This is a genomic window from Pseudomonas cannabina, assembly GCF_900100365.1.
GTDB classification, from domain to species: domain Bacteria; phylum Pseudomonadota; class Gammaproteobacteria; order Pseudomonadales; family Pseudomonadaceae; genus Aquipseudomonas; species Aquipseudomonas cannabina.
The window spans coordinates 1,801,763-1,825,983 of sequence record NZ_FNKU01000001.1; the positions used below are offsets into that span (position 1 = coordinate 1,801,763).

Here is a 24,221-nt window from a genome sequence, read left to right on the forward strand (position 1 = left end):
GCAGGGGCTTCCCTGCGTGTATCGCATGCAGGAGCCAAACAGTGAGCACTACACAACAATCCGCCTCACGCAGCCACGAGCAGACCCACGATCAAAAAGCCCGCCGGGCGGTCACCGCGACTGTCATCGGCAACGGCCTCGAGTGGTTCGACTTCACGGGCTACAGCTTTTTCTCGGTGATCATCGCCAAAGTATTCTTCCCCACCGGCAGCGAGCTGACCTCATACCTGCTGGCACTGGCGACCTTCGGTGTCGGCTTTTTCATGCGCCCGGTCGGCGGTATCGTGCTCGGTATCTACAGCGACAAGCGCGGGCGCAAGGCCGCGTTGTCGCTGACTATCCTGCTCATGGCAATGGGCACGCTGATCATCGGCCTGACGCCGAGCTTCGCGCAGATTGGCTATCTGGCACCGGTGCTGATTGTGCTGGCGCGCCTGCTGCAGGGGTTCTCCGCCGGGGGTGAAATGGGCAGCGCTACGGCGTTTCTGACCGAGCACGCGCCCGAGGGCAAGAAAGCGTTCTATTCCAGCTGGATTCAGGCCAGCATCGGCGTTGCGGTGCTGCTCGGCTCGGCACTGGGCGCGATCCTGTCGACTTATCTGACCCAGGGCAGCTTGAAAGCTGGGGCTGGCGCGTGCCTTTTCTGATCGGCACGCTGATTGGCCCGGTCGGCTTCTACATCCGCAGCCGGGTCGATGAAACGCCTGCCTACACAGCGGCCAAACGCGTCGAATCGCCGCTGCGCGAAGTCATCAAGACCTATCCGCGCCAGACCCTGATCAGCTTTTCGCTGGTGGTGTTGTGGACGGTCTGCACCTACGCGATCCTGTTCTATATCCCGTCCTACGCGCAGCGCGTGCTCGGCCTGCCGTCATGGATGGGCTTCAGTGCCGGCATGATGGGCGGCGCAGTGCTGATCGTCGCCACACCGATTGTTGGCGCCCTGGCTGACCGCAGCGGGCATCGACCGTGGCTGCTGGGCTCGGCGATTGCCATCTTTTTCAGCGCTTACCCGATGTTTCTGTTCATCAACCAGGTGCCGGGGCTGTATTCACTGCTGATTTTCGAACTGGTGCTCGGCCTGCTGATCTCCGGTTATATCGGCTCGATCCTCGCCGCCTTCGGTGAGCTGTTGCCGACCCACGTGCTGTCCACCGGCCTTTCCGTGGCCTACAACTTTGCCGTGACGATCTTCGGTGGTTTCGCCACGTTCACGATTACCTGGCTGATTGCCACAACCGGCAGCAACCTGGCACCCGCCTTTTACATCATGTTCGCCGCTATTGTCAGCGGCATCGGCGCGCTGCTTTATCGTGATCGTGCGCCGACCGCTCATCGCCCTTTGTCTGGAGCTTACCCATGAGTACCGCTGAATCCCCGTGCCTGATCCTGCGCAACGGCCGCCTGCTGGACCTGAACCTGGGCGAGCTGATCACCGGCCAGGAAGTCGTGATCGAGGGCGAGCGTATCGTCGAGGTGCGCGCCGAAGATCAGCCTGCCCCGGCCAATGCTCAGGTGATCGATCTGGGCGGCAGAACCCTGATGCCGGGCCTGATCGATTGTCACGTCCACGTTCTGGCCTCCAACGCCAACCTGGGCATGAACGCGCTGCAACCCAATGCGATCATCATGTACCGCGCGCTGCCGATTCTGGCGGCGATGCTCGATCGTGGTTTCACCACCGTGCGCGATGCTGGCGGTGCCGACTGGGCGCTGGCGCGTTCAATCCAGATGGGCCTGATTCCCGGCCCGAGGATCTTCGCGTCCGGCAAGGCGCTGTCGCAGACCGGTGGCCATGGCGACATGCGTGCACGTGGCGAACTGCTGCTTAACGAGCCCTGCTCGTGCTGCTTCCGGGCCGGGGCCATCGCCCGCGTGGTGGATGGCGTCGACAACGTGCGCCTGGCGGTGCGCGAAGAACTGCAACAGGGCGCCAACCAGATCAAGATCATGGCCTCGGGTGGCGTTTCTTCGCCGACTGATCCGATTGCCAATACCCAGTACAGCGAGGCTGAAATCCGCGCCATCGTCGACGAAGCCGCGGCGGCCAACACCTACGTCATGGCCCACGCCTACACGGCCCGGGCGATTCGCCGGGCCATCGAGTGCGGCGTGCGGACCATCGAGCACGGCAATCTGGTGGATGCCGACACCGCTCGGCTGATGGCCGAAAAAGGTGCCTTTGCGGTGCCGACCCAGGTCACCTACGAAATGCTCGCCGAGTACGGCGAACGCTTCGGCCTGCCTGCTGACTCTGTGGCGAAGATCGAGGACGTGCGTCAGGCCGGACGCAACGCCTTGTTACTGTTCGCCGAAGCAGGCGTGCCGATGGGCTATGGCTCAGACCTGCTGGGAGAAATGCACGAGTATCAAACCCATGAGCTGAGAATTCGTGCAGAACTGCTGGGTAATCTGGCGGCGCTGCGCAGTGCCACCAGCGTTGCCGCACAGATTCTGCAACGCGAAGGTGAACTGGGGTGCATCGCTGCGGGCGCCATTGCCGACCTGCTGGTGGTGGATGGCGATCCGCTCAGCGATATCAACTGCCTGGTGGGCCAGGGCGAGCAACTGGCGATGATTGTTCAGGGCGGTCAGGTGCGCAAAAACACCCTGACTTGATTGGCCGTCAGTGAGCGTTGTGGTCCCAGATCCAGTTCCACACGCCGGGTAAGCGAACAGGCTGGTCGGCATTTTTGACCGTTCGGGCCAAGGCAGCGCGCTGTCATCGTAAAACGGCTTAGCGGCCAGCCGCACACCCGTCTGCGCGGCGCTGTCGACCAGTATCTGCACGTATTCCTGCGTATGCCGTGCGGTGTAGCGGTTCAGGTCATGGAAAGTCACCACCACCGGAATCACCCCGTCCACCACGGGCAACTCTCCGGCAGCGATACGTTCGCGCACTTGGGACAGCTGGCTGACCATGTTCGAGCGGCGGCGCAGGCTGAAGTTGTAACCCCATATTTTTCCGTCATTGGCGCTCAGGTCGGTCAGCAACACCTTCAGATCGTGCCGCTGATAGGCGCTGAACGTGCGTTTGTCATAGTTCCAGAATGGCGGCCGCAGCAAGAGGGTCGGTGAGCCGGTAATCGAAGCCAGGATGGCGCAGCCCTTGGTCAGCGATTGCTCCAGTGCTTCATCGGTCAGCGAACGATGATTGGTGTGGTGCGGCGTAGCGGTGTGAACCCCCGCAGATGGCCTTCCTCATGCTCGCGCTGCATGATTGCCCGCCCTTGCTCGCTGTTGCCTGCGCCCGTCGCGCCGGTCTGCACGAAAAATACCGCTTTGATGTTCGGCTGAACCGGGTTTTGCGCGAGGCTGTCGAGCACCGTGATGCTCGGGTTGTAAAACGTCGAGGCGCTCGGGCCATCGTCGAAGGTCAGCAAAAAGCGAACCGGCGGCTGCTGACGCAGCTTCTCTGTGGTAGCTGCCGTCAGCGGGACCGGCGCACTGATGCAGGCCGACAGGCTCAGGGCGATGGCAAGCATCCACAGGGCGTTGAAGACGGGTTTTATCTGAGGGCTGGAACCTTTGCGTGAGCTGCCGAAGCCTTGTGTAAAGCGGGCGCATGGTCATCCACCGACGCGGCAAACACAATCACTGCGGCTCTGAGTTTGTCGGCACCGAAACAGCTCATGCGGTTGAAATCAGCGTGGCTGACCGGCATGTGCTGACAGTCGATGGCCTGACGGTGCAGGCTGTGATCGATATCCGGATCATGCAGGTAGACAAAGTCACTGTCGCAGCCCGTCACCATCACCCAGTGCGGGGCCTTGGAGCGTGTCAGGCGATAGCTGCTGATCAACACCAACGGCCTGCCGCCCTCGGCCAGCAGGCGTGGCAGGCTCAACGAACGGTTGGGCAATGTCTGCACGCTGGACGCCGCCAATTCGCGACAGAATTGCTCGTGAACCAGACGAATCACCTGCTTTTTCCTGTCGCTGCGCACGCCGCCGAGAAACAGCGGGCCAGACACCGACACCAGCAGGTCCACGGCAAAGCCCCGTCGCCACGCCGCCAGCGCCAACCCCTGCGGGCTGCAACCGCCGTGGCCGGAGGTCATGAACACCGTGGTCGCTTCGCGCCAGATCTGCAACTCTTCGGCGCGGCTCATGGAGCGCTCGGGTTGCAGGGCTTTCATGGCCATCAACAGGCAGGCCGGGCCGCAGGTGAAGTCCAGCGTCTGCTGGTAGTAAGGCACCGGGCGGCTGTCTTGCCGAGCGTGCTCGACGATGCGTTTCTCGTAACGCAGCGCCGGAGCATGGTCCTGATAATAATCTTCAACCTGAGCGAAGCGCCGATACCCGCTGCGCTCGTACAGCGCGATGGCCGCCGTATTGTCAGGGCGCACTTCCAGCCGCAGGTAAGCGCAATCGCGCTCTACCGCCTGCTGTTCGGCGCGCAGCAACAACTGCCTGCCCAGCCCCTGCCCCCTTGCGGAGTCGGCAATCGCCAGCGAATACAGACGCCCCAGTGAAGTGCCGCGATGAAACAGCACCAGCGCATAGCCGTTGAGCTGGCCAGCGTGCTCGGCGACGATCAGACACGCGTTGGCGCGGCGAATCATCCAGTGAAAGCTGCGCGCCGTCAGCCGGTCGCCTTCAAAGCACTGGTTCTCCAGCACCAGCAACGCCTCGATATCGTCTGCCACGGCATCACGAAATATAAAGTCCATCTGCACCGCCGTAAAAGTTGTGTAACGAAACGGGACATTTCAAAAAGCACATGCTTAATAGAAAGGACTTGTTTCCCATCGGATCGATTACACATGTCAGCGGCACAGGTGAAGATGAACGAAGTATCGGCGCAACTTGCACTTTCGGCAACCAACAAATGTGCGAATCCAACGACCCCCTTTGCAACGCAGAGGCAACTGGTGATTATTGTCGAACGGCTTGAAGACTGGGCATCTTACTTCCCCAGCGAAGATTTGATCAGCGCTCAGGACTACCTGGAAAAACCGCTGAAAGCCAAGCCTGGCAAGCGTGTACACGTCATCAACCTGTGCCGCAGCTACAAATACCTGGGCCACGGCTATTACTGTTCGCTGCTGGCTGAAGCGCGCCAGCACACTGTAATCCCTTCGGTTAAAACCATCAGCGAGTTGACCCGCAAGTCACTTTACGGTCTGGCACTCGATGACCTGGACAAGTTGCTGGAAACCGCACTTGAGGATCATCCCTATGACGACACCGAAGGTTTCACCCTGACGCTGTATTTCGGCCAGACCACACTTGAACCGCTGAAAGACCTGGCCCGTCAGTTGTTTGAGGCATTTCCCTGCCCGATCCTCATGGTCGAGTTTCGCAAGCGCGACAATTGGCACATCGCCGGTATCAAGGCCGGCGCCCTGCCCCGTTTACGCGATGATCAGCAAGACGAGTTTGCCAGCGCGCTCGAAGGTTTCAGCCGCAAGATCTGGCGACAGCCCGGTTCGCGTCGTATGGCGCGCTATGACCTGGCAATTCTTCACAACCCGCAGGAGCAACTGCCGCCCTCCAATGCTCAGGCGTTGGCCAACTTCATTCGCGTCGGTCAGCGCCTGGGCATCGATGTCGAGCTGATCGAAAAGAAAGACTACGCCCGTCTGGCCGAATACGACGCGCTATTGATTCGTGAAACCACCAGCGTCGACAACCACACGTACCGGTTTGCCAAAAAAGCCGAAAGCGAGGGCCTGGTGGTCATGGACGATCCCACCTCGATTCTGCGCTGCACCAACAAGGTGTACCTGACCGACCTGCTGAAAAGCCATGACTTGGGCATGCCACGCACCGAAATTCTCTACAAGGATCGCCCCGAAGAACTGCAACACGTGGCGACACGACTGGGCTTCCCGCTGGTGCTGAAAATCCCTGACGGCTGTTTCTCCAGAGGCGTGATCAAGGTCAGTACGCCCGACGAAATGCACACTGCCACCACCCAATTGTTCGAGCATTCGGTCTTGCTGCTGGCGCAGGAGTTTTTCTACACCGAATACGACTGGCGCATCGGCATTCTCAATCGCAAACCGATCTTCGCTTGCCAGTACTTCATGTCCAAAGGCCATTGGCAGATTTACAACCATAAGGCGATGGGTGCCGAGGTAATTGGCGAGTGCCGGACGCTTGCCATTCACGAAGCGCCGAGCGCCGTGGTCGAACTGGCGCTCAAGACCGCCAACCTGAATGGTGACGGGCTTTACGGGGTGGATTTGAAACAGTCCGGCGAGCAGGTGGTGGTGATCGAGGTCAACGACAACCCGAATCTGGATGCCGGTATCGAAGACGCTTACTTACAGGACGACCTGTACAGCCTGGTGCTGGAAGAGTTTGTTCGCCGCCTGGAGCTCAAACGCCTCGGCCAGGCATGGTGACGCGATGATTCAGGGTCTGAAACTCGATGACGGCCGCTTGCACGCCTGTGATCCGCAGCGGGCTCAAGTGCTGTGGTTCAGCAAGCCCGACGCTGGTGAGCGCAGGCTGTTGCTGGAGCGGTTCCACCTTGATGAGCACGCCGTGGCCTCGGCGCTCGACCCGGACGAGATCTCGCGCATCGAGTTTCACCCCGATGCGCTGTTTCTGATCTGGAAACGTCCGGAAAACTACTCCGGCAAAGACAGTTTTTCGTTCGATGTCTCGTCATTCGGCGTGTTGTTGAGTGAGCATCACCTGGTGCTTATCTGCCCTGACGATCAGCCCCTGAGCGCGCTGGGGGCTCATCGTCCGCTGAACCAGCCGCTGGATATCCTCCTGGAATTGCTGTTCAACAACATTCATCACTACCTGGGCCACTTGAAGGTCATCAAGATGGTCGCGCGGGAATTGCAGCAGAAATTCAACTCGTCACTGGAAAACCGTCATCTGCTGCAGATGTTCAACCTCAGCGAAAGCCTAGTGTATTACATCAACGCCATCCACAGCAACGGCGCGGTGCTGACGCGCCTGCGCAATCACGCGCAAGGCAAGCAATACGGTGCAGCCAGCCTGGCGCTGATCGACGACATGATCATCGAGAACGACCAGTGCTACAAACAGACGGAAATCTACTCCACGGTGTTTGCCGGGCTGATGGACGCTCGGGGCAATCTGGTCAACAACAGCACCAATAACCTGTTGCGCAAACTGACCTTGATCAACGTGGTGTTTCTGCCCCTGAACCTGATTGCCGGAATCGGCGGCATGTCCGAATTCAGCATGATGACCGCCCCGCTGCACTGGTGGGTGGCTTACCCGGCGTTGCTGCTGGCAATGCTCGGGCTGGGGGCGGTGATGGTCTGGGGTTACGCAAAATGGCCCGTTCGGCCTGAGCCGTTACTTTTCCCAGTCAGCCTTGGCAATGTGCAAGCCATGCAGGCCCTTATACGCCGCACGCTCGGGCGACTGCCAGCCCTCAAGCAGCGAGGCGTCGAGGTCATAGATCTCGACACCCAATGGCCGACAGACACTTAGCGGGTCCTGCGCTTCCGGGCCCCACATTGGCAATGACAGGTCGCCACCCGGACAGGTCGACAGCGCGCACAGCAGGTCGATTTCCGCAAAAAACTCCAGGTAGTCACCCTTCTGCGCCGGGCAGGCTTTCATGAAATACATGTCGTCATGATTCAGGCCGGTGCACTGAAAGATATTCAGCACGTCATGCACATCAAACTCGGTCAAACCGTGCGGCAGCACTGCGCGGGTCAGATTCGAATGGCAGTGATGATGGAAGTCTTCGCCGGTCAGCATCTTGTTGACATAAGGGTCGCAGCGCGTGCCGAGCAAGTCATGCAGGCGGCCGCCGTGCTCGTCGATGCCATAGCTGGCCAGGCTGTCATCGGTGATGGTGACCAGCGGCCGCAAAAACGGCAGGTTCGACCACAGCCGGTCATGGGTGCTGACATGCGCGCCCTGCAACTGCCGCGTACGCGCCGCCCACAAGCGCTCACGAGGGTCATGGGCATTCCACACGTTGAAATCCCCCACTTGCGGCCCCACCGGTGTGGTGACTCGAAACACTTGCCCGGCCTTGACCTTCCAGGCGCGCCCGGTACGAATCGGCACTTCGAACTGCTCGACCAGCGTGCGCTGCGGCGCATTAGCCCGTATACGCTCGTAAAAAGCGGTGTCCACGTGCAACGCTGCGCCTTTGCTGACCTGGTAGGCGGCTGGGTAGTCTTTGTACATTCGCGGGTTCTCGTTGGCAGGATGTGCAGATTAATACTGCAAATTGCAGGCCTGATCACTGAAAATCCCGACTGCGCACATCCAGCCCGGTCAATAACGGCGTCAGGTCATACAGCCGCTGGGCGATCAGGTGGCGAACGCCGCTTTTCGATTCCAGTCGGCCAAACACTTGCAGCAGTTGCGAGCCGACCAATACCTTGCGCTGGCGCTCGGCCAGATCGCGCCAGACCACGACGTTGACCATGCCGAATTCGTCTTCCAGGGTCACGAAGGTCACGCCGCTGGCGGTGCCCGGTCGTTGGCGGCCGATGACCAGCCCCGCAAGGCTGAGGGTTCGGTCGTTCTCCAAGGTCAACAGGTCCTGCGAACTGCGAAAGCGTTTGGCAGCCAGTTGCCTGCGCAACAGGGCCAGTGGGTGCGGGCCGAGGGTGGTGCCCAGTGTCGCGTAATCGGCCATCAGGTCTTCGCCCACGGTCGGCAGCGGCAGCGTGACCTGGGTTTCTTCACTGGGCAGGTCATCGAACAACGGACGCTGGGCTTCGACCCCGGCCACTTCCCAGCGCGCCCGGTGCCGATGGCCGATCAGGCCGCGCAAGGCCCCGGAATCTGCCAGCGCTTCGGCGGCGCGCGAATCGAGCTCGGCGCGTACTGTCAGGTCGGTAGCATCGGCAAACGGCCTTTTCGAGCGAGCCGCTTCGATGCGCAGGGCATCGTCTTCACGAAAACTGCGCAGCATGCGCAACCCGAGGCGGATGGCCAGATTGCGCGTGCTGTCGGGGTGATCGACCGGTTCCAGCGTGCAGTCCCAGTGGCTGTAACGCACGTCCACCGGGCGGATTTCGATGTGATGGCGGCGAGCGTCCTGCAACAGCTGATCCGGGTTGTAAAAGCCCATCGGCCAACTGTTGATCAGCGCGCAGGTAAAGGCAGCCGGTTCGTGGCATTTGAGCCAGCAACTGGCGTAGGTCAGCAAGGCGAAGCTGGCGGCGTGGGATTCAGGAAAACCGTAGCTGCCAAAGCCTTTGATCTGTTCGAAGATGCGGTCGGCGAAATCCGCTTCGTAGCCGTTTTTCAGCATGCCGCTGCGCAAACGTTCACGGTGCGGGTCCAGCCCGCCGTGACGCTTCCAGGCCGCCATCGCGCGGCGCAGTTCGTCGGCCTCGCCGGGTGTGTAATCGGCAGCGATGATTGCCACTTCCATGACCTGTTCCTGAAACAACGGCACGCCCAAGGTGCGCTCAAAGACACTTTTCAGCTTGGGTGGATAGGTAATGGCCTCTTCACCATTGCGCCGACGCAGGTACGGGTGAACCATATCGCCCTGAATCGGCCCCGGTCGAACGATGGCGACTTCGATGACCAGATCGTAAAACTTTTCCGGCCTCAGGCGCGGCAACATGGCCATCTGCGCGCGGGACTCGATCTGGAACACGCCGATGGTGTCGGCGCGGCTGATCATTTCGTAGGTTTCTGGATCATCACCTGACATATCTGCCAGGGTCCATCGCTTGCCGCGATGCAGATGCACCAGGTCGAACGTCCTGCGCAGCGCGCTGAGCATGCCCAGGGCGAGGATGTCGACTTTCAGCAGGCCGACCAGGTCCAGATCGTCCTTGTCCCACTGGATGATGGTGCGCTCGGCCATCGCCGCATTCTCGACTGGCACCAGGGTGTCCAGCGGGTGCTCGGAAATCACGAACCCGCCCGGATGCTGCGACAGGTGCCGGGGGAAGCCGATCAGTTCGCCGGTCAGCGCGAGCACGCGCTTGAGGATCGGCGTGTCAGCATCGAACCCGTACTCGCGCAGGCGCTCGGGCGACGGCAGCGAATCGCTCCAGCGACTGAAGGCTTCGGCCAGGGTATTGATCTGGTCGGATGGCAAGCCCAGCACTTTGGCGACGTCGCGCATGGCGCCTGAACCGTGATAGGTGCTGGCCACGGCGGTCAGTGCTGCCCGGCCCCGGCCATAACGCCGAAATATGTACTGAATGACTTCTTCGCGGCGGTCATGCTCGAAATCCACGTCGATGTCCGGTGGCTCGTTGCGCTCTTTGGAAATGAAGCGCTCGAACAGCAGGTTGCTCTTTTCCGGGTTCAGCTCGGTGATCCCCAGCGCGTAACACACCGCCGAGTTGGCCGCCGACCCACGACCCTGACACAGAATGTGCTGGCTGCGGGCAAACTCGACGATGTCGTGGACCGTCAGAAAGTAGCTGTCGAACTTCTTTTCCGTGATCAGCGCCAGCTCCTTCTCGACCTGCGCCCGCGCCGCCGCACTCAACCCCTTTGGCCAGCGCCGGCAAATACCGCGCTCGGTCAGCTCGCGCAGCCATGATGTGGCGGTATGCCCCTTGGGGACCAGTTCGTGGGGATACTCATACTTCAATTGTTCAAAATCGAATGTGCAGCGCCGGGCAATGCGCACCGACTCGGCCAGCAGCCAGTCCGGGTAATGCTCGGCCAGCGCATCCAGAGGCCGTAAATGGCGCTCGCCGTTGGCGAATAGCAAATGCCCGGCCTCGGCCACCGTGGTGTGATAGCGGATGGCAGTCATGGTGTCCTGCAGGGCACGCCGCCCTCGGGCATGCATGTGCACGTCACCGCTGGCCACTGCCGGAATGCCCAGCGATTGCGCCAGCGCCAACAGATCGGCCAGGCGCTGCTCGTCATCCGCGCCGCGATGCAGTTCCACGCCCAGCCACAGGCGATCCGTAAAGTGCTCGCGCAACCAGTTGCCCTGTGACCGACAAGCCTGAGCGTCACCTTCGATGTCCGGTAGCCAGATGGCCAGCAAGCCACTGGATGACCGCTCGAAATCTTCACGCAACAGACGGTATTCACCCTTTTTGGCTCGCCGCCGCGCCACCGTGATCAATTTGCATAGGGCTTCATATCCCGCCTTGTCTTCCACCAGCAGGACGATTTTCGGGCCGTTTTCGATGTACATTTCGCTGCCGACGATCAGCGGCAGACCGGTTTTTCGTGACGCCTGCAAGGCACGGACGATGCCTGCCAGGGTGCACTCATCGGTGATCGCCAGCGCCGTATAGCCATGGCGCAAGGCGCGCTCGAACAATTCAAGGGCGCTCGAAGCGCCGCGCTGAAAGCTGAAATTGGACAGGCAGTGCAGTTCGGCATACTCAGTGCTCATGCGAACCAGCCATGCAGCAGCAGTTCACCCTGCTCGCCTACGCTGCGATAGGCCCAGGCGCGCTGGCCATTGATGGTTTCGACCAGATAGTAGTCACGGCGCACATCGCCACCGTCCCACCAGCCAGATTCAATTCGTTCGGGCCCGGCCAGAATGCGTGTGGTATGAACGGGCAACGGCTGCGGCTCCCGCAACAGCCAGCCCGGACGCGTGCAGCCTCGGGCTGGCAGAACCGGCTTTTGGGTACTTTGTGGCTGCCAGGCACATTCCGGGCGATGATCTGCCTGAGCGCGCAGGCCAGTGACCGACTCGTCGCCCAGCCGCGCGCGCAAGCGTTCGCGCAGTTGCTCCCAGGGCAAGGTCTGTTGCACGCGCTCATCGAACAGCTCGCGGTGCGCCGGAACGAAATCCGGCAAGTCCTGCGCCAGCAAACGCACCGCACGGACCGGCGAGGCCACCAGCACCTGCTCCAGCCTGCCGCGCGCCAGTTCGAAGAGCATCGAGGCATCGCGCTCGGCGCTGAGCAGCCCGACCGGAATCACCGTCTCCGGACCATCGACGTGCTCCAGATGCAGGGCAAAGCGCTGCACACCGCTGTCGCGCCCGGCCAGAAACAAGGACAGGTCGGCAATCAGTCGTTTGAGGGGGAACAGCAGGGCCTGATGCGATTCGACATCGAAATTCAGTTCGATACGCACATCGAAGAAGTCAGGCGGCGTGTAGCACTCCAGCGCTACCGGGCGCTCGCCGAGCAGTGTGTCGAGATGCTGCAGGACGCTGGCCGGAAAACGTCGCGCCAGGGTGTCGCGCGGCAAAGCCAGTACCTGCCGCACGCTGCGCAGGCCCATGCGCGTCAGGGCCGTCGCGACTTCGCGGCTCAGACCAATACGCTCCAGCGGCATCTGCTCCAGCGTCCGACGCAGTTCATGCGGGCAATCGATACTCAGGCCGTCGTGCATGTTGGCCAGCATCCGCGCCGCGATCGGGTTGGGCGCGACCACGATGCGATGCCGAAAGCCTTGCGCGGTCAGCTCTTCCCGCAGGCGCGCCTCGAACACCGGCCACGGGCCGAACAGCTTGAGGCTGGACTCGATTTCCATCAGCAACACGCGAGGGTATTTGAGGCTGACGTTGGAGCTGAAGCCGTAAGCCCAGGCGGCGAGCAGCTGTTGCAAGTGCTCGGTGTCGGCGGGGTCGTGGACGACCGTCGCGAAATTGGGCACCAGTGCCTGCGCCGCCGTCAGCGACTGCCCGGCCCTCAGGCCCAATGCCCGCGCAGCCGGATTGACGGTTTGCAGGACGCGCCGATGTGCACTGCCGCTGATCAGCGCCAGAGGTTCGTCGGAATCACTGCGACGACGCATGACGCCGTCGAGCGCCAGTTGTGGCAGTAAGACACAGGCCCACAGCATAAGAACCTCAAGCGTCAGTCGGGAATGGAATAGGGAAAGGCGGCGCCAGCCCGCCCCGGCACTTGAGCACCCGCAATTGTGCGGGACGGGTATCGATGACAACGCGCAGAGCGGCGGGCGACGGGTTGGCAGCCGCCTGCTGGGGGCGACAGGCAAAGGCCAGGGTCTGCCCGGTTTCGGCGGCCACTTGCAAACGCCGCAGCGCACGGTCATCGACCATGCCGGGCCAGCACACCACTGCACCGCAACTGCCGGAGCGCAGGCATTGTTCAGCGGCCCATAGCGCATCACGGGCACTGGCCTCGATCACTACCAGTTGACGCAGATCGACCCCGGCAGCCAGCCAGGCCTGCGGATAGGGAATGTAAGGCGGTGCGACCAGTACGATGCGCTCGCCGATACCCGAGAGCCGCGCCAGACTCGGCCACAGCAGGCGCAGTTCGCCACTGCCGTTGGCCGGGATGAGGATTTCGGTCAGCGCCGAAGCGGGCCAGCCGCCGGTGGGCAGGGCACTGTCCAGCGCCGCATGACCGCTAGAGTGCGGGCTGACCTGCGGCGTGCTCTGCTGACGCCCCTTCCAGACCCTGCGCTCGTCCAACAAGGCATCGAGGCTGACGACGGCGCCCATCATTCGCGCCGGACCAGCCCGCAGAACACGCCTTCGATGGCGAAGTCCTGATCGGGCGTGACGATGATCGGTTGATACGCCGGGTTGCGCGGCAGCAGGTGCAACTGATCGCCCCGGTGCTGCAAGCGCTTGATGGTGACCTCGCCGTCCAGACGGGCGACGACGATCTGCCCGTCGCTGGCCTGCGGGTTGCGGTGCACGCCCACCAGATCGCCATCGAATATGCCGTCTTCGATCATCGAATCGCCCTGCACACGCAGCAAGTAGTCCGGCACGCGGGTAAACGTGCCGCGATCCAGGTGCAATGTGCTGTGTATGTCCAGGTCCGGGCCAATCGGGGCGCCTGCCGCCACACGGCCCAGCACGGGGATTTCCAGCAGTTCGGGGCGCGGCTCGCTGTTCAGCAGGCGAATGCCGCGGGCCTGATGTGCTACGACCTCGATGAGTCCGGCTTCGGCAAGGGCCACGATGTGTTTGCGCGCCACGCTGCGCGAAGCAAAACCGAAGGCCTCGGAAATTTCCGCCAGGCTCGGCGATTGCCCTTGCTGCGCGATGCGATCGCGGATGAAGGTAAGGATTGCGCTACGACGGGGAGATAATGTGCTCATGGAGTACATTTGTACTCTTTTCGGTATTTTGTGGCTAGCGCAGTTGGTCGGATTGGAGGGGCAACACCTCAGTCTCGGATTATTCGAAAAACGGGGCTTCTGTCCGCGTTGGGACGCATTTCGTGACGCTTTGCGCCACACGACGGTTCTGCGATGTCAGTGATTTTGGTTTACGGCTCTGGTCACCATTGCGCCCTTACAGCGCCTTACTTTGAGGGACCAAAGTAGGCAAAGTCCCAGCTCCGTTTCCGGCCCGACTTCGTCGGGTTCCTTCGTCCTGACACTGATCCGGGGGGCGCCGCAACGGGCCATCCTTGGCCCGAATGCGGCTTGCTCGGCGTCCTGCCTCGCATCCCCCGGATCAGCGCCAGGACTCAGCCGTCACTTACGTCGCAATCTGCGTCGTCAGTGCCATCGCGATCGAAAAGCACATCTAGATCGTTTTTGTGGGAGCTCTGGACGTGAAGACTATTATTTAGAATTTCCCAACAGTGAAATCACAATCACCCGGTTTATTGAGCCAACCAAAGAGCAGAGACTCAACGGCTACTTAAAACGCCAGGAGAACTCACTGTGATTACGCGCCAACTGGGTAAAAACGGGCCGCAGGTTTCTGCCATCGGGCTGGGGTGCATGGGGATGTCGGACTTTTATACCACCGGCAGCGACGAGCAGGAGTCCATCGCGACGCTGCATCGCGCGCTGGAATTGGGTGTCACTTTTCTCGATACCGCCGACATGTATGGCCCGCACACCAATGAGGCTTTGCTGGGCCGTGCGCTGGAGGGCAAGCGTGAAGGTATTTATCTGGCCAGCAAGTTCGGCATCGTGCGCGGTGATGACCCGCATGCACGTGGCGTGAATGGCAGCCCTGACTACATTCGGCAGGCCATCGAAGGCAGTCTCAAGCGGCTGAATACCGATTACCTTGACCTGTATTACCAGCATCGCGTCGACCCTGCGGTGCCGATCGAAGACACCGTCGGTGCCATGGCCGAGCTGGTCAAAGCAGGCAAGGTTCGCCATATCGGCATCTGCGAAGCCAGTGCGGCAACCATCGAGCGGGCGTACAAGGTGCACCCGTTGGCCGCGGTGCAAAGTGAGTATTCATTGTGGTCGCGTGACCCGGAACACGATGATGTGCTCGCCACTTGCCGCCGTCTGGGCATTGCCTTCGTGGCTTACAGTCCGTTGGGCCGGGGCTTTCTGACCGGTGCGCTGCGCAGCCCGGATGACTTTGCCGCCGACGACTATCGCCGCTTCAGTCCACGTTTTCAGGGGGAAAACTTTTCCCGGAATCTGGCGCTGGTGGAAAAGGTCAAGGCGCTGGCCGCCGCCAAGGGCGTCAGTGCTTCGCAACTGGCGCTGGCCTGGGTGCTGGCTCAGGGAAATGACATCATTCCGATTCCTGGCACCAAACAGCGCAAGTACCTGGAAAGCAACGTTGCTGCCGCCACGCTGACCTTGAGCCAGGATGAGCTTGCCCAACTGGATGCAATTTTCCCCGCCCAAGGTGTCGTGGCAGGCGAACGTTACAGCCCGGAATCGATGAAAGCGCTCAACGGCTGACAGAGCGCTGCCATTTCAGGTCAGGTCGAGGTCGGGCACGTCTCGGTGCCGTTGTTGAGGTTCTGTTTGTGATTCTGATAGTCCAGCGTGGCCTTTCCGTCGACCCACTTGAGCGTCACCACCACCACTGAGTCGAAATCATCGTTGGTCCAGTCATCGACCAGATTCACGGCCTTGCCGGAGGCTTCTTCAGCAACCTTGTTGATCAGTTCCGGCAAGTAGCCGTGGGACCAGGCGGTGTAGATGATTGCGTTATGATATTTGTCGCGCATCAGCTCGTCAGCCAGGTCGCCGGTATCGTTGGCGCCATAGTCGATGTTGACGGGCAGCCCGAGCTTGATGGCACTGGGGCCTACTGTCATCAAAGGTCGCACGTAGCTGTAGGACAGATCGCCCTCACCTTCTTCCACATGCCGACTGGGATTTGCCGCAAAAATGTAATCGGCCTTGCCATACTTTTTCGGAAGCAGTTCGGACAGTTCGATTGCCCGGTTAAGCCCCTGACAGTTCAACTGCCCCAACCCCATGGCCGGCTTTTCCGCATGACGAAGAAACACCAGCGTCTGCGTGCCGTTCTTGGTCTCGGCGAGAGCACGGTAAGCAGCGTCAAGGCTGAAGCCACCATGAGTGCAGGAAAAAAGAGCCAGGCGAGGCGGCGCTGAAGTCGGGTGGTCAACGGTATTTTTGGAATATTCATCTGTCAAAGTCCGATGCGCATTTTTGGGGGGGCAGCCATCCGGCTGCTGCGAATACGCCTGCTTGGGCGGTTCGTCCCGAGAACTTCTTGCGGATCAGTCGAATCCGTGTCTCAGGTATTAACGCGCGATAGTTGTAACGACCTGCAATCGAAATGGCCCGGACCTGCAATCATCGCGTTTTTCGACCGGGATTAATTGCGTCTATCCGGCACCGCGAACCAGCATTGACTGCAAACGAACCTGCATCCACCCACTTCGACCTGCAATCGAGAGCGGCCGACCAGGATTAAATGCGACTGAAAACCGATGATTTTAGCGGGGTTTACGCGGATGCACTCGGCTTAGTGCACTTTCTGTTTCATTGCTCCGCACCCTGTACTGCGATCACACGATTCAGTCCGGTAGCCCGGTAGCGCTGCTGTTGGAAGCTCCAACCTCTTACCTCCGTAAGGTGCCATCGTCAAGTTTGTCTCTTTAGACTCTAGAATTTGTGAACGTACTGTATCAAAAAATTAAAAACCGCCCTATTGAGACGCAAAAAGCGTCTCGGCCATACGTCTCACAAGGGTGTGCTCAAATGAGACATAAGCGGCGAGCGATCACTCGCAAATAATTCCGGTTCATGACAATCGATTGCAGGTCGAACCAGATGAACGCAGGTTCATTCGCAAATAATCCCGGTTTGCTGGCTCGGATAGATGCAATCAATCCTGGTCGAAAAACGCGATGATTGCAGGTCCGGGCCATTTCGATTGCAGGCCGCTACAGATAGTAGTGTGCGCATGTGTCTGAATTAAGAATACGGACGATTAAGAACGTCAAAAAACGATTGTGTTGCACTCACAGGGAAAAATTCCGCTCAACGGGCTCATGATCTGTCAAAAAAACGCCAGAAACCGGCGTTGAAGCCTTACTGTTGCTCCAGCAACAGTCATTCGACAGGCTGTTGTCCAATCAACACCCGCACACCGGGATAAATCGCTCCAGCCCTTGGTTTTCAAAGCGTCCAGGCTTTTGGCACAGAGCATGCAATATTCCATTTGTGAATTTAACGCTCTGAAAACTGCTGATTTCGGAATATGGAAGCCGCAGTCTCGACCTGTTCTCCTGATCTGGACACCCACTATGCCAAGTCTTGCTGTTTCTTTTCGGTTGCAGACCCCGCGTGCCTGGTTTCGCTGGATGGCAACGACCTGCGCCTTGGCCATGAGTCTGCAGGGCGCAGCTCAGGCGGCGGAAACCGTGCCTGCTGAAGTCCGTCTGGATTATGCCTACTATTCGCCGGTCAGCCTGGCGCTCAAGCATTTTGGCTGGCTGGAAAAAGCACTGCCGGACGCCAAAGTCACTTGGGTGCTGAGTCAGGGCAGCAACCGTTCGCTGGAATACCTGAACAGCGGCAGTGTCGATTTTGCCTCTTCGGCCAGCCTGTCTGCGGTGCTGGCCCGGGCCAACGGCAGCCCGATCAAGTCGGTCTACGTTTACAGCCGGGCTGAATGGACCGCTCTGGTGGTGCGCAAGGATTCGTCGCTGCAATCGGTGGCCGAGCTGAAAGGCAAGAAAATCGCTGCAACCAAAGGCACCGACCCGTACCTGTTCACACTGCGGGCGCTGCAACAGGCCGGTTTGAAGAAGGATGATGTCGAGTTGCTGCACCTTCAGCATCCCGATGGTCGCACAGCGCTTGAAAAGGGCGATGTGGATGCCTGGGCAGGACTTGATCCGCACATGGCGGCCAGCGAAATTCAGTCCGGCTCACGCCTGCTCTACCGCAACAAGGATTTCAACAGCTATGGCGTGCTGAGCGTGACCGAAACCTATGCCAAGGAACACCCGCAAGCGATCAAGACAGTATTGACCGCTTATGAAAAAGCCCGCGATTGGGCCGTGAAAAACCCTGATGAGCTGGCAAAACTGCTGGCCACTGAATCCGGATTGCCGCTGGAAGTGGCCCGCTTGCAGTTGTCGCGTACCGACCTTGGCAACCCGCAACTGAGCGCAAAAGACGTGGCAGCCTCCAAGTCCGCCGCGCCGATCCTGGTCGCGGAAGATCTGGTGCGCAAAGGTGTCAATGTCGAGCAGGTGATTGACCAGTTGATCACCCCGGACTTCTCCAGTGCCGTGACCGCGACCCCATGAGTAGTCAGGAAAAATCTCTGCCCGCCCTGCCGCAGAGCACATCTACTCCCCGGCCGGAGCGCAATTTGTGGCAGCGCTCTGGCACACGGCTCAAAGGGCTGGTAGTCCCCGCGCTGGTCATCGTGTTGCTGGAAATCATCGTGCGCATCGGCTGGCTGCCGTCTTACCAGATGCCGGCGCCCAGTGAAATCCTGCTGACCCTGCGCGACCTGGCGGACGGTGCGCTGTGGAAGCACATCAGCGCCAGCCTGTTGCGGGTGCTCAGCGGCTTTCTGATCGGTGCCAGTCTGGCGCTGGTATTCGCAGCCTGGGTCGGGCTCAGTCGCGAGGCCGAGGCTTATCTGGAACCGACTTTCGCCGGGCTGCGTTCGATTCCCAGCCTCGCCTGGGTGCCGCTTCTGTTGCTGTGGCTGGGGATTGGCGAGACTTCAAAGATCGTTCTGATCGCCATCGGCGCGTTCTTCCCCGTGTACCTCAATGGCGTGGCCGCCATTCGCGGCATTGACCGCAAGTTGGTAGAGGTCGGTCAGATGTACGGCTTCAGTCGCTATCGCCTGACCCGACGCATCCTGCTGCCCGCCGCCCTGCCCGGCCTGTTCACCGGTTTGCGCAGCGGCATGAGCCTGGCGTGGATGTTTCTGGTGGCAGCCGAGCTGATCGCAGCCACCAAAGGCCTCGGTTATCTGCTCAGCGACGGACGCGAAACATCGCGCCCGGACATCGTATTGGCCGCCATTATCGTCCTCGCCACACTGGGCAAACTCAGCGACGGCCTGCTGGCGGGCCTGGAAAAACGCTTTCTGGCCTGGCGGGACACATTCAACGGTCAGAGCCGTGAGGGTTGATCGATGCCGGATTCGTTGATGGACATTCGGGTAGAGCACAAGGCTTTTGCCGGCAACACCGTGTTGCAGAATATTGACCTGTCGTTGCGGCCGGGGGAGATCGTCAGCCTGCTGGGACCCAGCGGTTGCGGTAAAAGTACGCTGCTGCGGATTGTCGCCGGGCTGGAGCAGGATTTTCGCGGCGCTGTGGCGCGAACCGGGGGCGACGTGGCGTTCGTGTTTCAGGAACCGAGGCTGATGCCCTGGCTGACGGTCGAGCAGAATATCGGTTTCAGTGACGATGAGCGTTATGACCGCGACTGGGTCGGTCAGTTGATCGAGGAAGTGGGTTTGTCCGGTTTTGCCGACGCATTACCAAAAGCGCTGTCCGGCGGCATGGCGCAACGCGTGGCGATTGCACGCGGCCTGTACTCGCGTCCGAGCGTATTGCTGCTGGATGAGCCGTTCAGTGCCGTGGATGCCTTCACCCGCATGAAACTTCAGGATCTGTTGCTGCAACTGGCGCAACGTCATGCGATCACTCTGCTACTGGTGACCCATGATGTCGATGAAGCGCTTTATCTGAGTGATCGGGTGCTGGTGATGGGCAGTCGGCCCGGCACCATCACGCATGAGTTGGCGGTCGGGCTGGTGACACCGAGAGACCGTCGTGACCCGCTGCTGGCCAGCCTCAAGGCTCAGGCGCTGACCGAACTGCATCAGGCCCACGTCATCTGACTGCAGGCAGCCGATGCCCGCCTTATTTGCCGGTCATGACCTTATTCCAGGTCCGCAGGCGCAGCGCTTCAATATCGACAGAGACCGGGGCCATCACAAACAACCGGCTGAGCATGTCAGCGTCGGGATAAATATTGGTATCCGACCATATGCCGGGATTGATCAGCGCATCCGCTTTTTCATTGCCGTTTGCGTAATGCACCGTGTTGGTGATGTTGGCGATCACCTCGGGGCGCAACAGGTAGTTCATGAATGCGTAAGCGCCTTTGACGTCAGGTGCATCGGCCGGGATGGCAATCATGTCGAACCACATGGGCGCGCCTTCCTTGGGCACGACGTAGTTGATTATGGCGCTGTTGCCCGCTTTCCTCGCCAGCTCCTGAGCCTGGGAAATATCCCCTGAATAGCCCACGGCCACGCAGATTTTTCCGGCAGCGAGGTCGTCAATGTAATCAGCCGCGCTGAAATTGCGTATGTAGGGCCGCACACTGTCCAGCAGTGCGGCGGCTTTGCCGTAATCGTCCGGCACTTCGCTGTGGGGCGGCAAACCGAGGTAATTCAACGTGATAGGAAATAACGCTGGCGCACTGTCGAGAAACGCGACGCCGCATTGGGCGAGCTTTTTCATGTTTTCCGGCTTCAGCACCAAGTCCCAGGAATCAACAGGCGCATCCTTCCCAAGCACGTCCTTGACCTTGGCCACGTCATAGCCGATTCCGGTGCTGCCCCACAGGTAGGGAAACCCGTGGCTGTTGCCCGGATCACTGGCTTCCAGCATCTTGAGCAAGACCGGGTTGAGGTTTTTCCAATTGGGCAACTGGCTCTTGTCGAGTGGCTTGAGCAAGCCCTTCTCGATTTGCCGGCCCATGAAATGAATGGACGGGAATACCAGGTCGTAGCCGGAATGGCCTGCCACCAGTTTTGCGTTCAGCGCTTCGTTGCTGTCGAAGGTGTCGTAGGCGGTTTTGTAACCGGTCTCGGCCTGGAACTTTGCCAACGTGTCCGGCGCAATGTAGTCGGTCCAGTTGAGGATATTGACCGTCTCCGCCGCATGGCTGGTCGAGGTCAGCAACATGAGCGCGGCAAGGTATTTTTTCAGCATGCGCGGTTCCTCGGGTCAATAGCGACAGCTTGCCCCAGACGCTGCGTGAAAACCACCTTCGTTCGGGGCAAATACAGTCCATGACAGCGATGAGTCTCTGCACAGAGCATGCCCATCAATACCTTTTAATGATGCATTTCATGTAATTGTTTTTTTCATTCAGCGTCATAAAAATTTTTTCCAGAAAATGCCCGGCGGGTGCTATTTTCAGTACTCGTCAGACCGCTCGGTCATCCTGCTGGAAAGCAGCGTCCCGACAGATGATCGGCCATGCCGTTCATCGTCAGGTCATCTCGGCTTTGCCAGACGCATACTGGTTGGTCTGCCACCCCATGGAGCATTGGAAGCTCGATTGACTCAGGTGGGCCATTGCCATGAATAAAGTCACATTCCCCAATGCCTGCCAGTTGATGCGCTGGCACTTCCACCCGACTGGCTTTGAAGCCTCCATGGACGCGCCCGGCAGCATGATTGCCCGGCTCTTCGATCGGGCCAGTGGCGAAACGGTGGTGGCCATAGCCGGGTTGCCGTGCTCTACCGTGATGAATGCGGCGGACGTCGAGCACATTATCGAAGCCATCGAAGATGAGCTGGAACTGTTCGGCGCGCACACGCAGCAACAGGTGGCCGGTTTTTCCTGAGCCCGCTTCAAGGCCGACTTGAACATGTTGATCAGGCTGAAGAGTCAGCCTGTCTGTGCTTGCCGCGCTGGTCATCAAAGAATGGCTTGTCCCCGGCAACCCGGTCCGACGCCTTGGGCATCTGCGGGCTGTCTGCGCTGCCGGCATTTTCATCGATGTACCAATAACAGTGCCGCGCCGAGCGTGTGATGGCGACATAGGCCAGACGCAACACCTCATCTTTCTGCGCGGTATCGAACGGCTGAAGATCGTTGGCATCGCCCAGCCCTGCCAGGCGGTAGACCTGATTTTTATAGGGCGATACCGTCAGGTGCTGACAGTCACCCAGCAAGAACACGGCATCAGCCTGCAAGCCCTTGGAACTATGATAAGTCAGCGTGCGGATCCGTCGGCCTTGTGCGCCCATCGCTGCATCGGCATCGATCAACGCCTGCAGACGCTCGGCAAACCGGGCTTTTTCGCTGCCTTTGCGGTACAGCAGCATGATCGAATCACCATCGTTGTAATGTTCGGCCACGCGCTCGGCGAGTTCGTCCTCGTTGCGGTCCAGCACGTTGACCGGCAACAACTCCTGAGGCGCGCCACTGGCACGGGCTTTCTTGCCGGGAATTGCCGGGGCCGCGCGAACGATGTGCTCCGCCGCGTCAATGATGTGCTGGTGGCTGCGGAAGTTCTCGCTGAGCATGACTTTGGTGGTGGCCGGGGACGAGAATTCCTTGGCAAACTCCATGAAGTACTTTGGCGAACTGCCGCGCCAGCCGTAGATCGATTGCCAGTCATCGCCCACGCAGAGCAGCGATGAGTGCTGGGCAATACGGCCCGTGTGCATCGCCGGGCCACGACGCCGGATCTCGCGCAGGCTGGCGCGAATCCACGAAACGATTTGCGGCGAAACGTCCTGAAATTCGTCGATCATCAAATGCGACAACGGCCTGAGCATCTCGTCGCTGACCTGCCTCAGGTTCTGCGGCGAGGTTTCGCCAAACAGGGCGAATATCCGGTTGTAGGTCATGACGGGCGGGGTCTGGGCCAGCAAGTGCGCTTCGAACGCTTTCCAGAACAGGCTCAGCCCTTCAAAGAAGAAGCGGTCCGGGTCATCGCTGGCAAAGCTCATTTCGGCCACCGCAGCTGGCACATCCAGCCCCAGGTTCTCGATAAAGCCGGCAGCAGTGACAAAGCAGTCCAGAAGCGGCGCCGCCCCCAGCTCGCCCTTGACCCGATAATCAAATCCAGGCCCGGCTACGGCAGTCCCGGAAAGCGACTGCAAAACCTTGCTCGCAGTGTTGTAGTTATCGAACCATATCAAAGGCTTATCGCAGAAAGCTTGAAACAGTGTGCGCTTGATGACGCCTTCTGCCCAGACGGGCAATTTGGCACCCGGACGCTTGAGTTGCTGGTCCTCACTCGCGTCCAGACCCAGAATCACCCATGCGTCGAGCTCGGCGATGTAACCGTGAAAGTGAAACGGAAAACCATTGATTTCAACGGTTTGGCGCATAGGCTCAATGCCTTTTATCGGCCAGGCGCCCGCACGAATCCACAGGTCCTCTACCGTGTCGCACCACTCTTCATCACGTTTCGAGGACAGTTCGGTCACCGCCACGCGTTTCTGTACATCGGGATGATCGCGGTCCAGTTCCTTGAGCTGTAACGCATGGCGATACAACGGCGCCATGACTTCACGAAAGCGCTCATTGCTGGCGTACAGGCCGCGGTAGCACAGGTTCAATTGCTGACGCTGAGCGTCGTTGATGCGTAAATCAAACGGGTTGCTGTCGGCGTCGTCCTGGCTTGATGAATGCTGGCCTGATGACTGATTGCCGAGGTTTTCGAAAGCACGCAGCTGTTTGAAGCCCGGTAAACTGCGCACCAGCGGCAGAATGCGCGAATGAAAGGTGCGTACCAGGTCCCTGGCCTGCTTCTGCTCCAGCGCATGGCCCCACAAGGCCATAACGTCGATCAGCTTGCCGATGAAGTCCTTGCGCGACTCGCGGGTGAAAGTCACCACCGTCATCGCGTTCAGCTCGTAGCCCAGATAGTGATGCAGCAGCAGAATGCGCAAAACCAGCGATGTCGATTTGCCTGCGCCAGCCCCCGCAATGACATAGGTCGACGGCGTGTCGCTGAAAATCATCTTCCATTGAGCAGCGCTGGGCTGGGCATGCGCGGGCAACTTCTCGGCAACATCTGCCTTGACACGTTTTTTCAGCTCGGGCGTCAGTGCCAGCCTCCAGTCATCGAACAAGTGGTCATCGACCTTCGGCCCGCGATGCCGGGTCGGGCGTGTGTCGCTGATCACCAGCACCTGACGTCCCTGCTCCTGCCCGTCGAGATAGCCCTCCGCGTAGCCTTCGCGCACGCCTTCGATGTGGCCGTTGAGATAACCGTCGGCGTGCCCTTGAAACCAGGATGGCGTGTGCTGCGAGCCCAGCCCGGTCAGGCTGCGCCCCATCAAACGCGCCAACTGGCGTTTGACCAGCGGCAATTGCCGGGGCGGTATGAGATCGACATCCAGGTCATGAGGAAGCTCGGAGGGCAGATCGTCGGGCACGCAGACTCCATGGGTGGCTTGC

15 protein-coding genes and 4 pseudogenes are annotated in these 24,221 nt (G+C 60.0%); 9 read left to right on the top strand and 10 right to left on the bottom strand.

Going from position 1 to position 24,221, the window contains the following annotated elements:
* Positions 1 to 41 precede the first annotated feature (41 nt).
* Both BLT55_RS08445 and BLT55_RS08450 read left to right on the top strand, forming a co-directional pair.
* Positions 42 to 1,363 (top strand): annotated as a pseudogene (locus BLT55_RS08445) (MFS transporter).
* Complete coding sequence (locus tag BLT55_RS08450; protein WP_054998937.1) at positions 1,360 to 2,619, top strand: metal-dependent hydrolase family protein; 1,260 nt, start codon at positions 1,360 to 1,362, stop codon at positions 2,617 to 2,619. Before BLT55_RS08445 ends, BLT55_RS08450 begins: the two are co-directional and overlap by 4 nt.
* A 7-nt stretch (positions 2,620 to 2,626) precedes the next feature.
* Here the strand turns inward: BLT55_RS08450 and BLT55_RS08455 are convergent.
* Both BLT55_RS08455 and BLT55_RS08460 read right to left on the bottom strand, forming a co-directional pair.
* Positions 2,627 to 3,485, bottom strand: a pseudogene (locus BLT55_RS08455) (polysaccharide deacetylase family protein).
* A gap of 23 nt (positions 3,486 to 3,508) precedes the next feature.
* Complete coding sequence (locus BLT55_RS08460; protein ID WP_054998936.1) at positions 3,509 to 4,672, bottom strand: GNAT family N-acetyltransferase/peptidase C39 family protein; 1,164 nt, start codon at positions 4,670 to 4,672, stop codon at positions 3,509 to 3,511.
* A gap of 93 nt (positions 4,673 to 4,765) precedes the next feature.
* Here BLT55_RS08460 and BLT55_RS08465 point away from each other — a divergent pair, with 93 nt between their 5' ends.
* Both BLT55_RS08465 and BLT55_RS08470 read left to right on the top strand, forming a co-directional pair.
* Positions 4,766 to 6,352 carry a RimK family protein gene (locus tag BLT55_RS08465; RefSeq protein WP_054998935.1) on the top strand — a complete coding sequence of 529 codons (1,587 nt, stop codon included), beginning with the start codon at positions 4,766 to 4,768 and terminating at the stop codon, positions 6,350 to 6,352.
* 4 nt (positions 6,353 to 6,356) lie between these two features.
* Positions 6,357 to 7,285: pseudogene (locus tag BLT55_RS08470) on the top strand (magnesium transporter CorA family protein).
* 4 nt (positions 7,286 to 7,289) lie between these two features.
* Here BLT55_RS08470 and BLT55_RS08475 read toward each other — a convergent pair.
* The 5 genes from BLT55_RS08475 to lexA are packed head-to-tail and all read right to left on the bottom strand — an operon-like array spanning position 7,290 to position 13,949.
* A complete protein-coding gene (locus tag BLT55_RS08475) occupies positions 7,290 to 8,141 on the bottom strand; it encodes an urea carboxylase-associated family protein (RefSeq protein ID WP_054998934.1) in 852 nt (283 codons plus the stop codon).
* A gap of 55 nt (positions 8,142 to 8,196) precedes the next feature.
* Positions 8,197 to 11,292 (bottom strand): error-prone DNA polymerase, encoded by a 3,096-nt coding sequence (locus tag BLT55_RS08480; RefSeq protein WP_054998933.1) that lies wholly within the window; start codon positions 11,290 to 11,292, stop codon positions 8,197 to 8,199.
* Positions 11,289 to 12,704, bottom strand: coding sequence for a Y-family DNA polymerase (locus BLT55_RS08485; protein ID WP_054998932.1), 1,416 nt, complete (start codon positions 12,702 to 12,704; stop codon positions 11,289 to 11,291). Before BLT55_RS08485 ends, BLT55_RS08480 begins: the two co-directional genes overlap by 4 nt.
* A gap of 7 nt (positions 12,705 to 12,711) precedes the next feature.
* Positions 12,712 to 13,332 (bottom strand): translesion DNA synthesis-associated protein ImuA, encoded by a 621-nt coding sequence (imuA, locus tag BLT55_RS08490; RefSeq protein WP_054998931.1) that lies wholly within the window; start codon positions 13,330 to 13,332, stop codon positions 12,712 to 12,714.
* Positions 13,332 to 13,949 (bottom strand): transcriptional repressor LexA, encoded by a 618-nt coding sequence (lexA, locus tag BLT55_RS08495; RefSeq protein WP_054998930.1) that lies wholly within the window; start codon positions 13,947 to 13,949, stop codon positions 13,332 to 13,334. Before lexA ends, imuA begins: the two co-directional genes overlap by 1 nt.
* A gap of 564 nt (positions 13,950 to 14,513) precedes the next feature.
* Here lexA and BLT55_RS08505 point away from each other — a divergent pair.
* Positions 14,514 to 15,509 carry an aldo/keto reductase gene (locus BLT55_RS08505; RefSeq protein ID WP_054999587.1) on the top strand — a complete coding sequence of 332 codons (996 nt, stop codon included), beginning with the start codon at positions 14,514 to 14,516 and terminating at the stop codon, positions 15,507 to 15,509.
* A 20-nt stretch (positions 15,510 to 15,529) separates the two neighbouring features.
* On the opposite strand, the pseudogene BLT55_RS08510 reads toward BLT55_RS08505, so the two are convergent.
* A pseudogene (locus BLT55_RS08510) lies at positions 15,530 to 16,206 on the bottom strand (hypothetical protein).
* Positions 16,207 to 17,332: 1,126 nt separating this feature from the next.
* Between BLT55_RS08510 and BLT55_RS08520 the strand changes: the two are divergent.
* The 3 genes from BLT55_RS08520 to BLT55_RS08530 are packed head-to-tail and all read left to right on the top strand — an operon-like array spanning position 17,333 to position 19,905.
* On the top strand, positions 17,333 to 18,343 hold the full coding sequence (locus tag BLT55_RS08520) for an aliphatic sulfonate ABC transporter substrate-binding protein (RefSeq protein ID WP_055000738.1): 1,011 nt from the start codon (positions 17,333 to 17,335) through the stop codon (positions 18,341 to 18,343).
* Positions 18,340 to 19,188, top strand: a complete 849-nt coding sequence (locus tag BLT55_RS08525) for an ABC transporter permease (protein WP_055000739.1) — start codon at positions 18,340 to 18,342, stop codon at positions 19,186 to 19,188. Before BLT55_RS08520 ends, BLT55_RS08525 begins: the two co-directional genes overlap by 4 nt.
* Before the next feature lie 3 nt (positions 19,189 to 19,191).
* Positions 19,192 to 19,905 (top strand): ABC transporter ATP-binding protein, encoded by a 714-nt coding sequence (locus BLT55_RS08530; protein WP_054079481.1) that lies wholly within the window; start codon positions 19,192 to 19,194, stop codon positions 19,903 to 19,905.
* Between the two features lie 22 nt (positions 19,906 to 19,927).
* Here the strand turns inward: BLT55_RS08530 and BLT55_RS08535 are convergent, their stop codons facing one another.
* Positions 19,928 to 21,007 carry a polyamine ABC transporter substrate-binding protein gene (locus BLT55_RS08535; protein WP_055000740.1) on the bottom strand — a complete coding sequence of 360 codons (1,080 nt, stop codon included), beginning with the start codon at positions 21,005 to 21,007 and terminating at the stop codon, positions 19,928 to 19,930.
* A gap of 374 nt (positions 21,008 to 21,381) precedes the next feature.
* Here BLT55_RS08535 and BLT55_RS08540 point away from each other — a divergent pair, with 374 nt between their 5' ends.
* The gene (locus tag BLT55_RS08540; RefSeq protein ID WP_055000741.1) at positions 21,382 to 21,648 is read left to right on the top strand and encodes a DUF1652 domain-containing protein; all 267 of its coding nucleotides are present in this window, start codon (positions 21,382 to 21,384) and stop codon (positions 21,646 to 21,648) included.
* 31 nt (positions 21,649 to 21,679) lie between these two features.
* Here BLT55_RS08540 and BLT55_RS08545 read toward each other — a convergent pair whose 3' ends face one another.
* A complete protein-coding gene (locus BLT55_RS08545) occupies positions 21,680 to 24,199 on the bottom strand; it encodes a UvrD-helicase domain-containing protein (protein ID WP_055000742.1) in 2,520 nt (839 codons plus the stop codon).
* Positions 24,200 to 24,221: the final 22 nt, after the last annotated feature.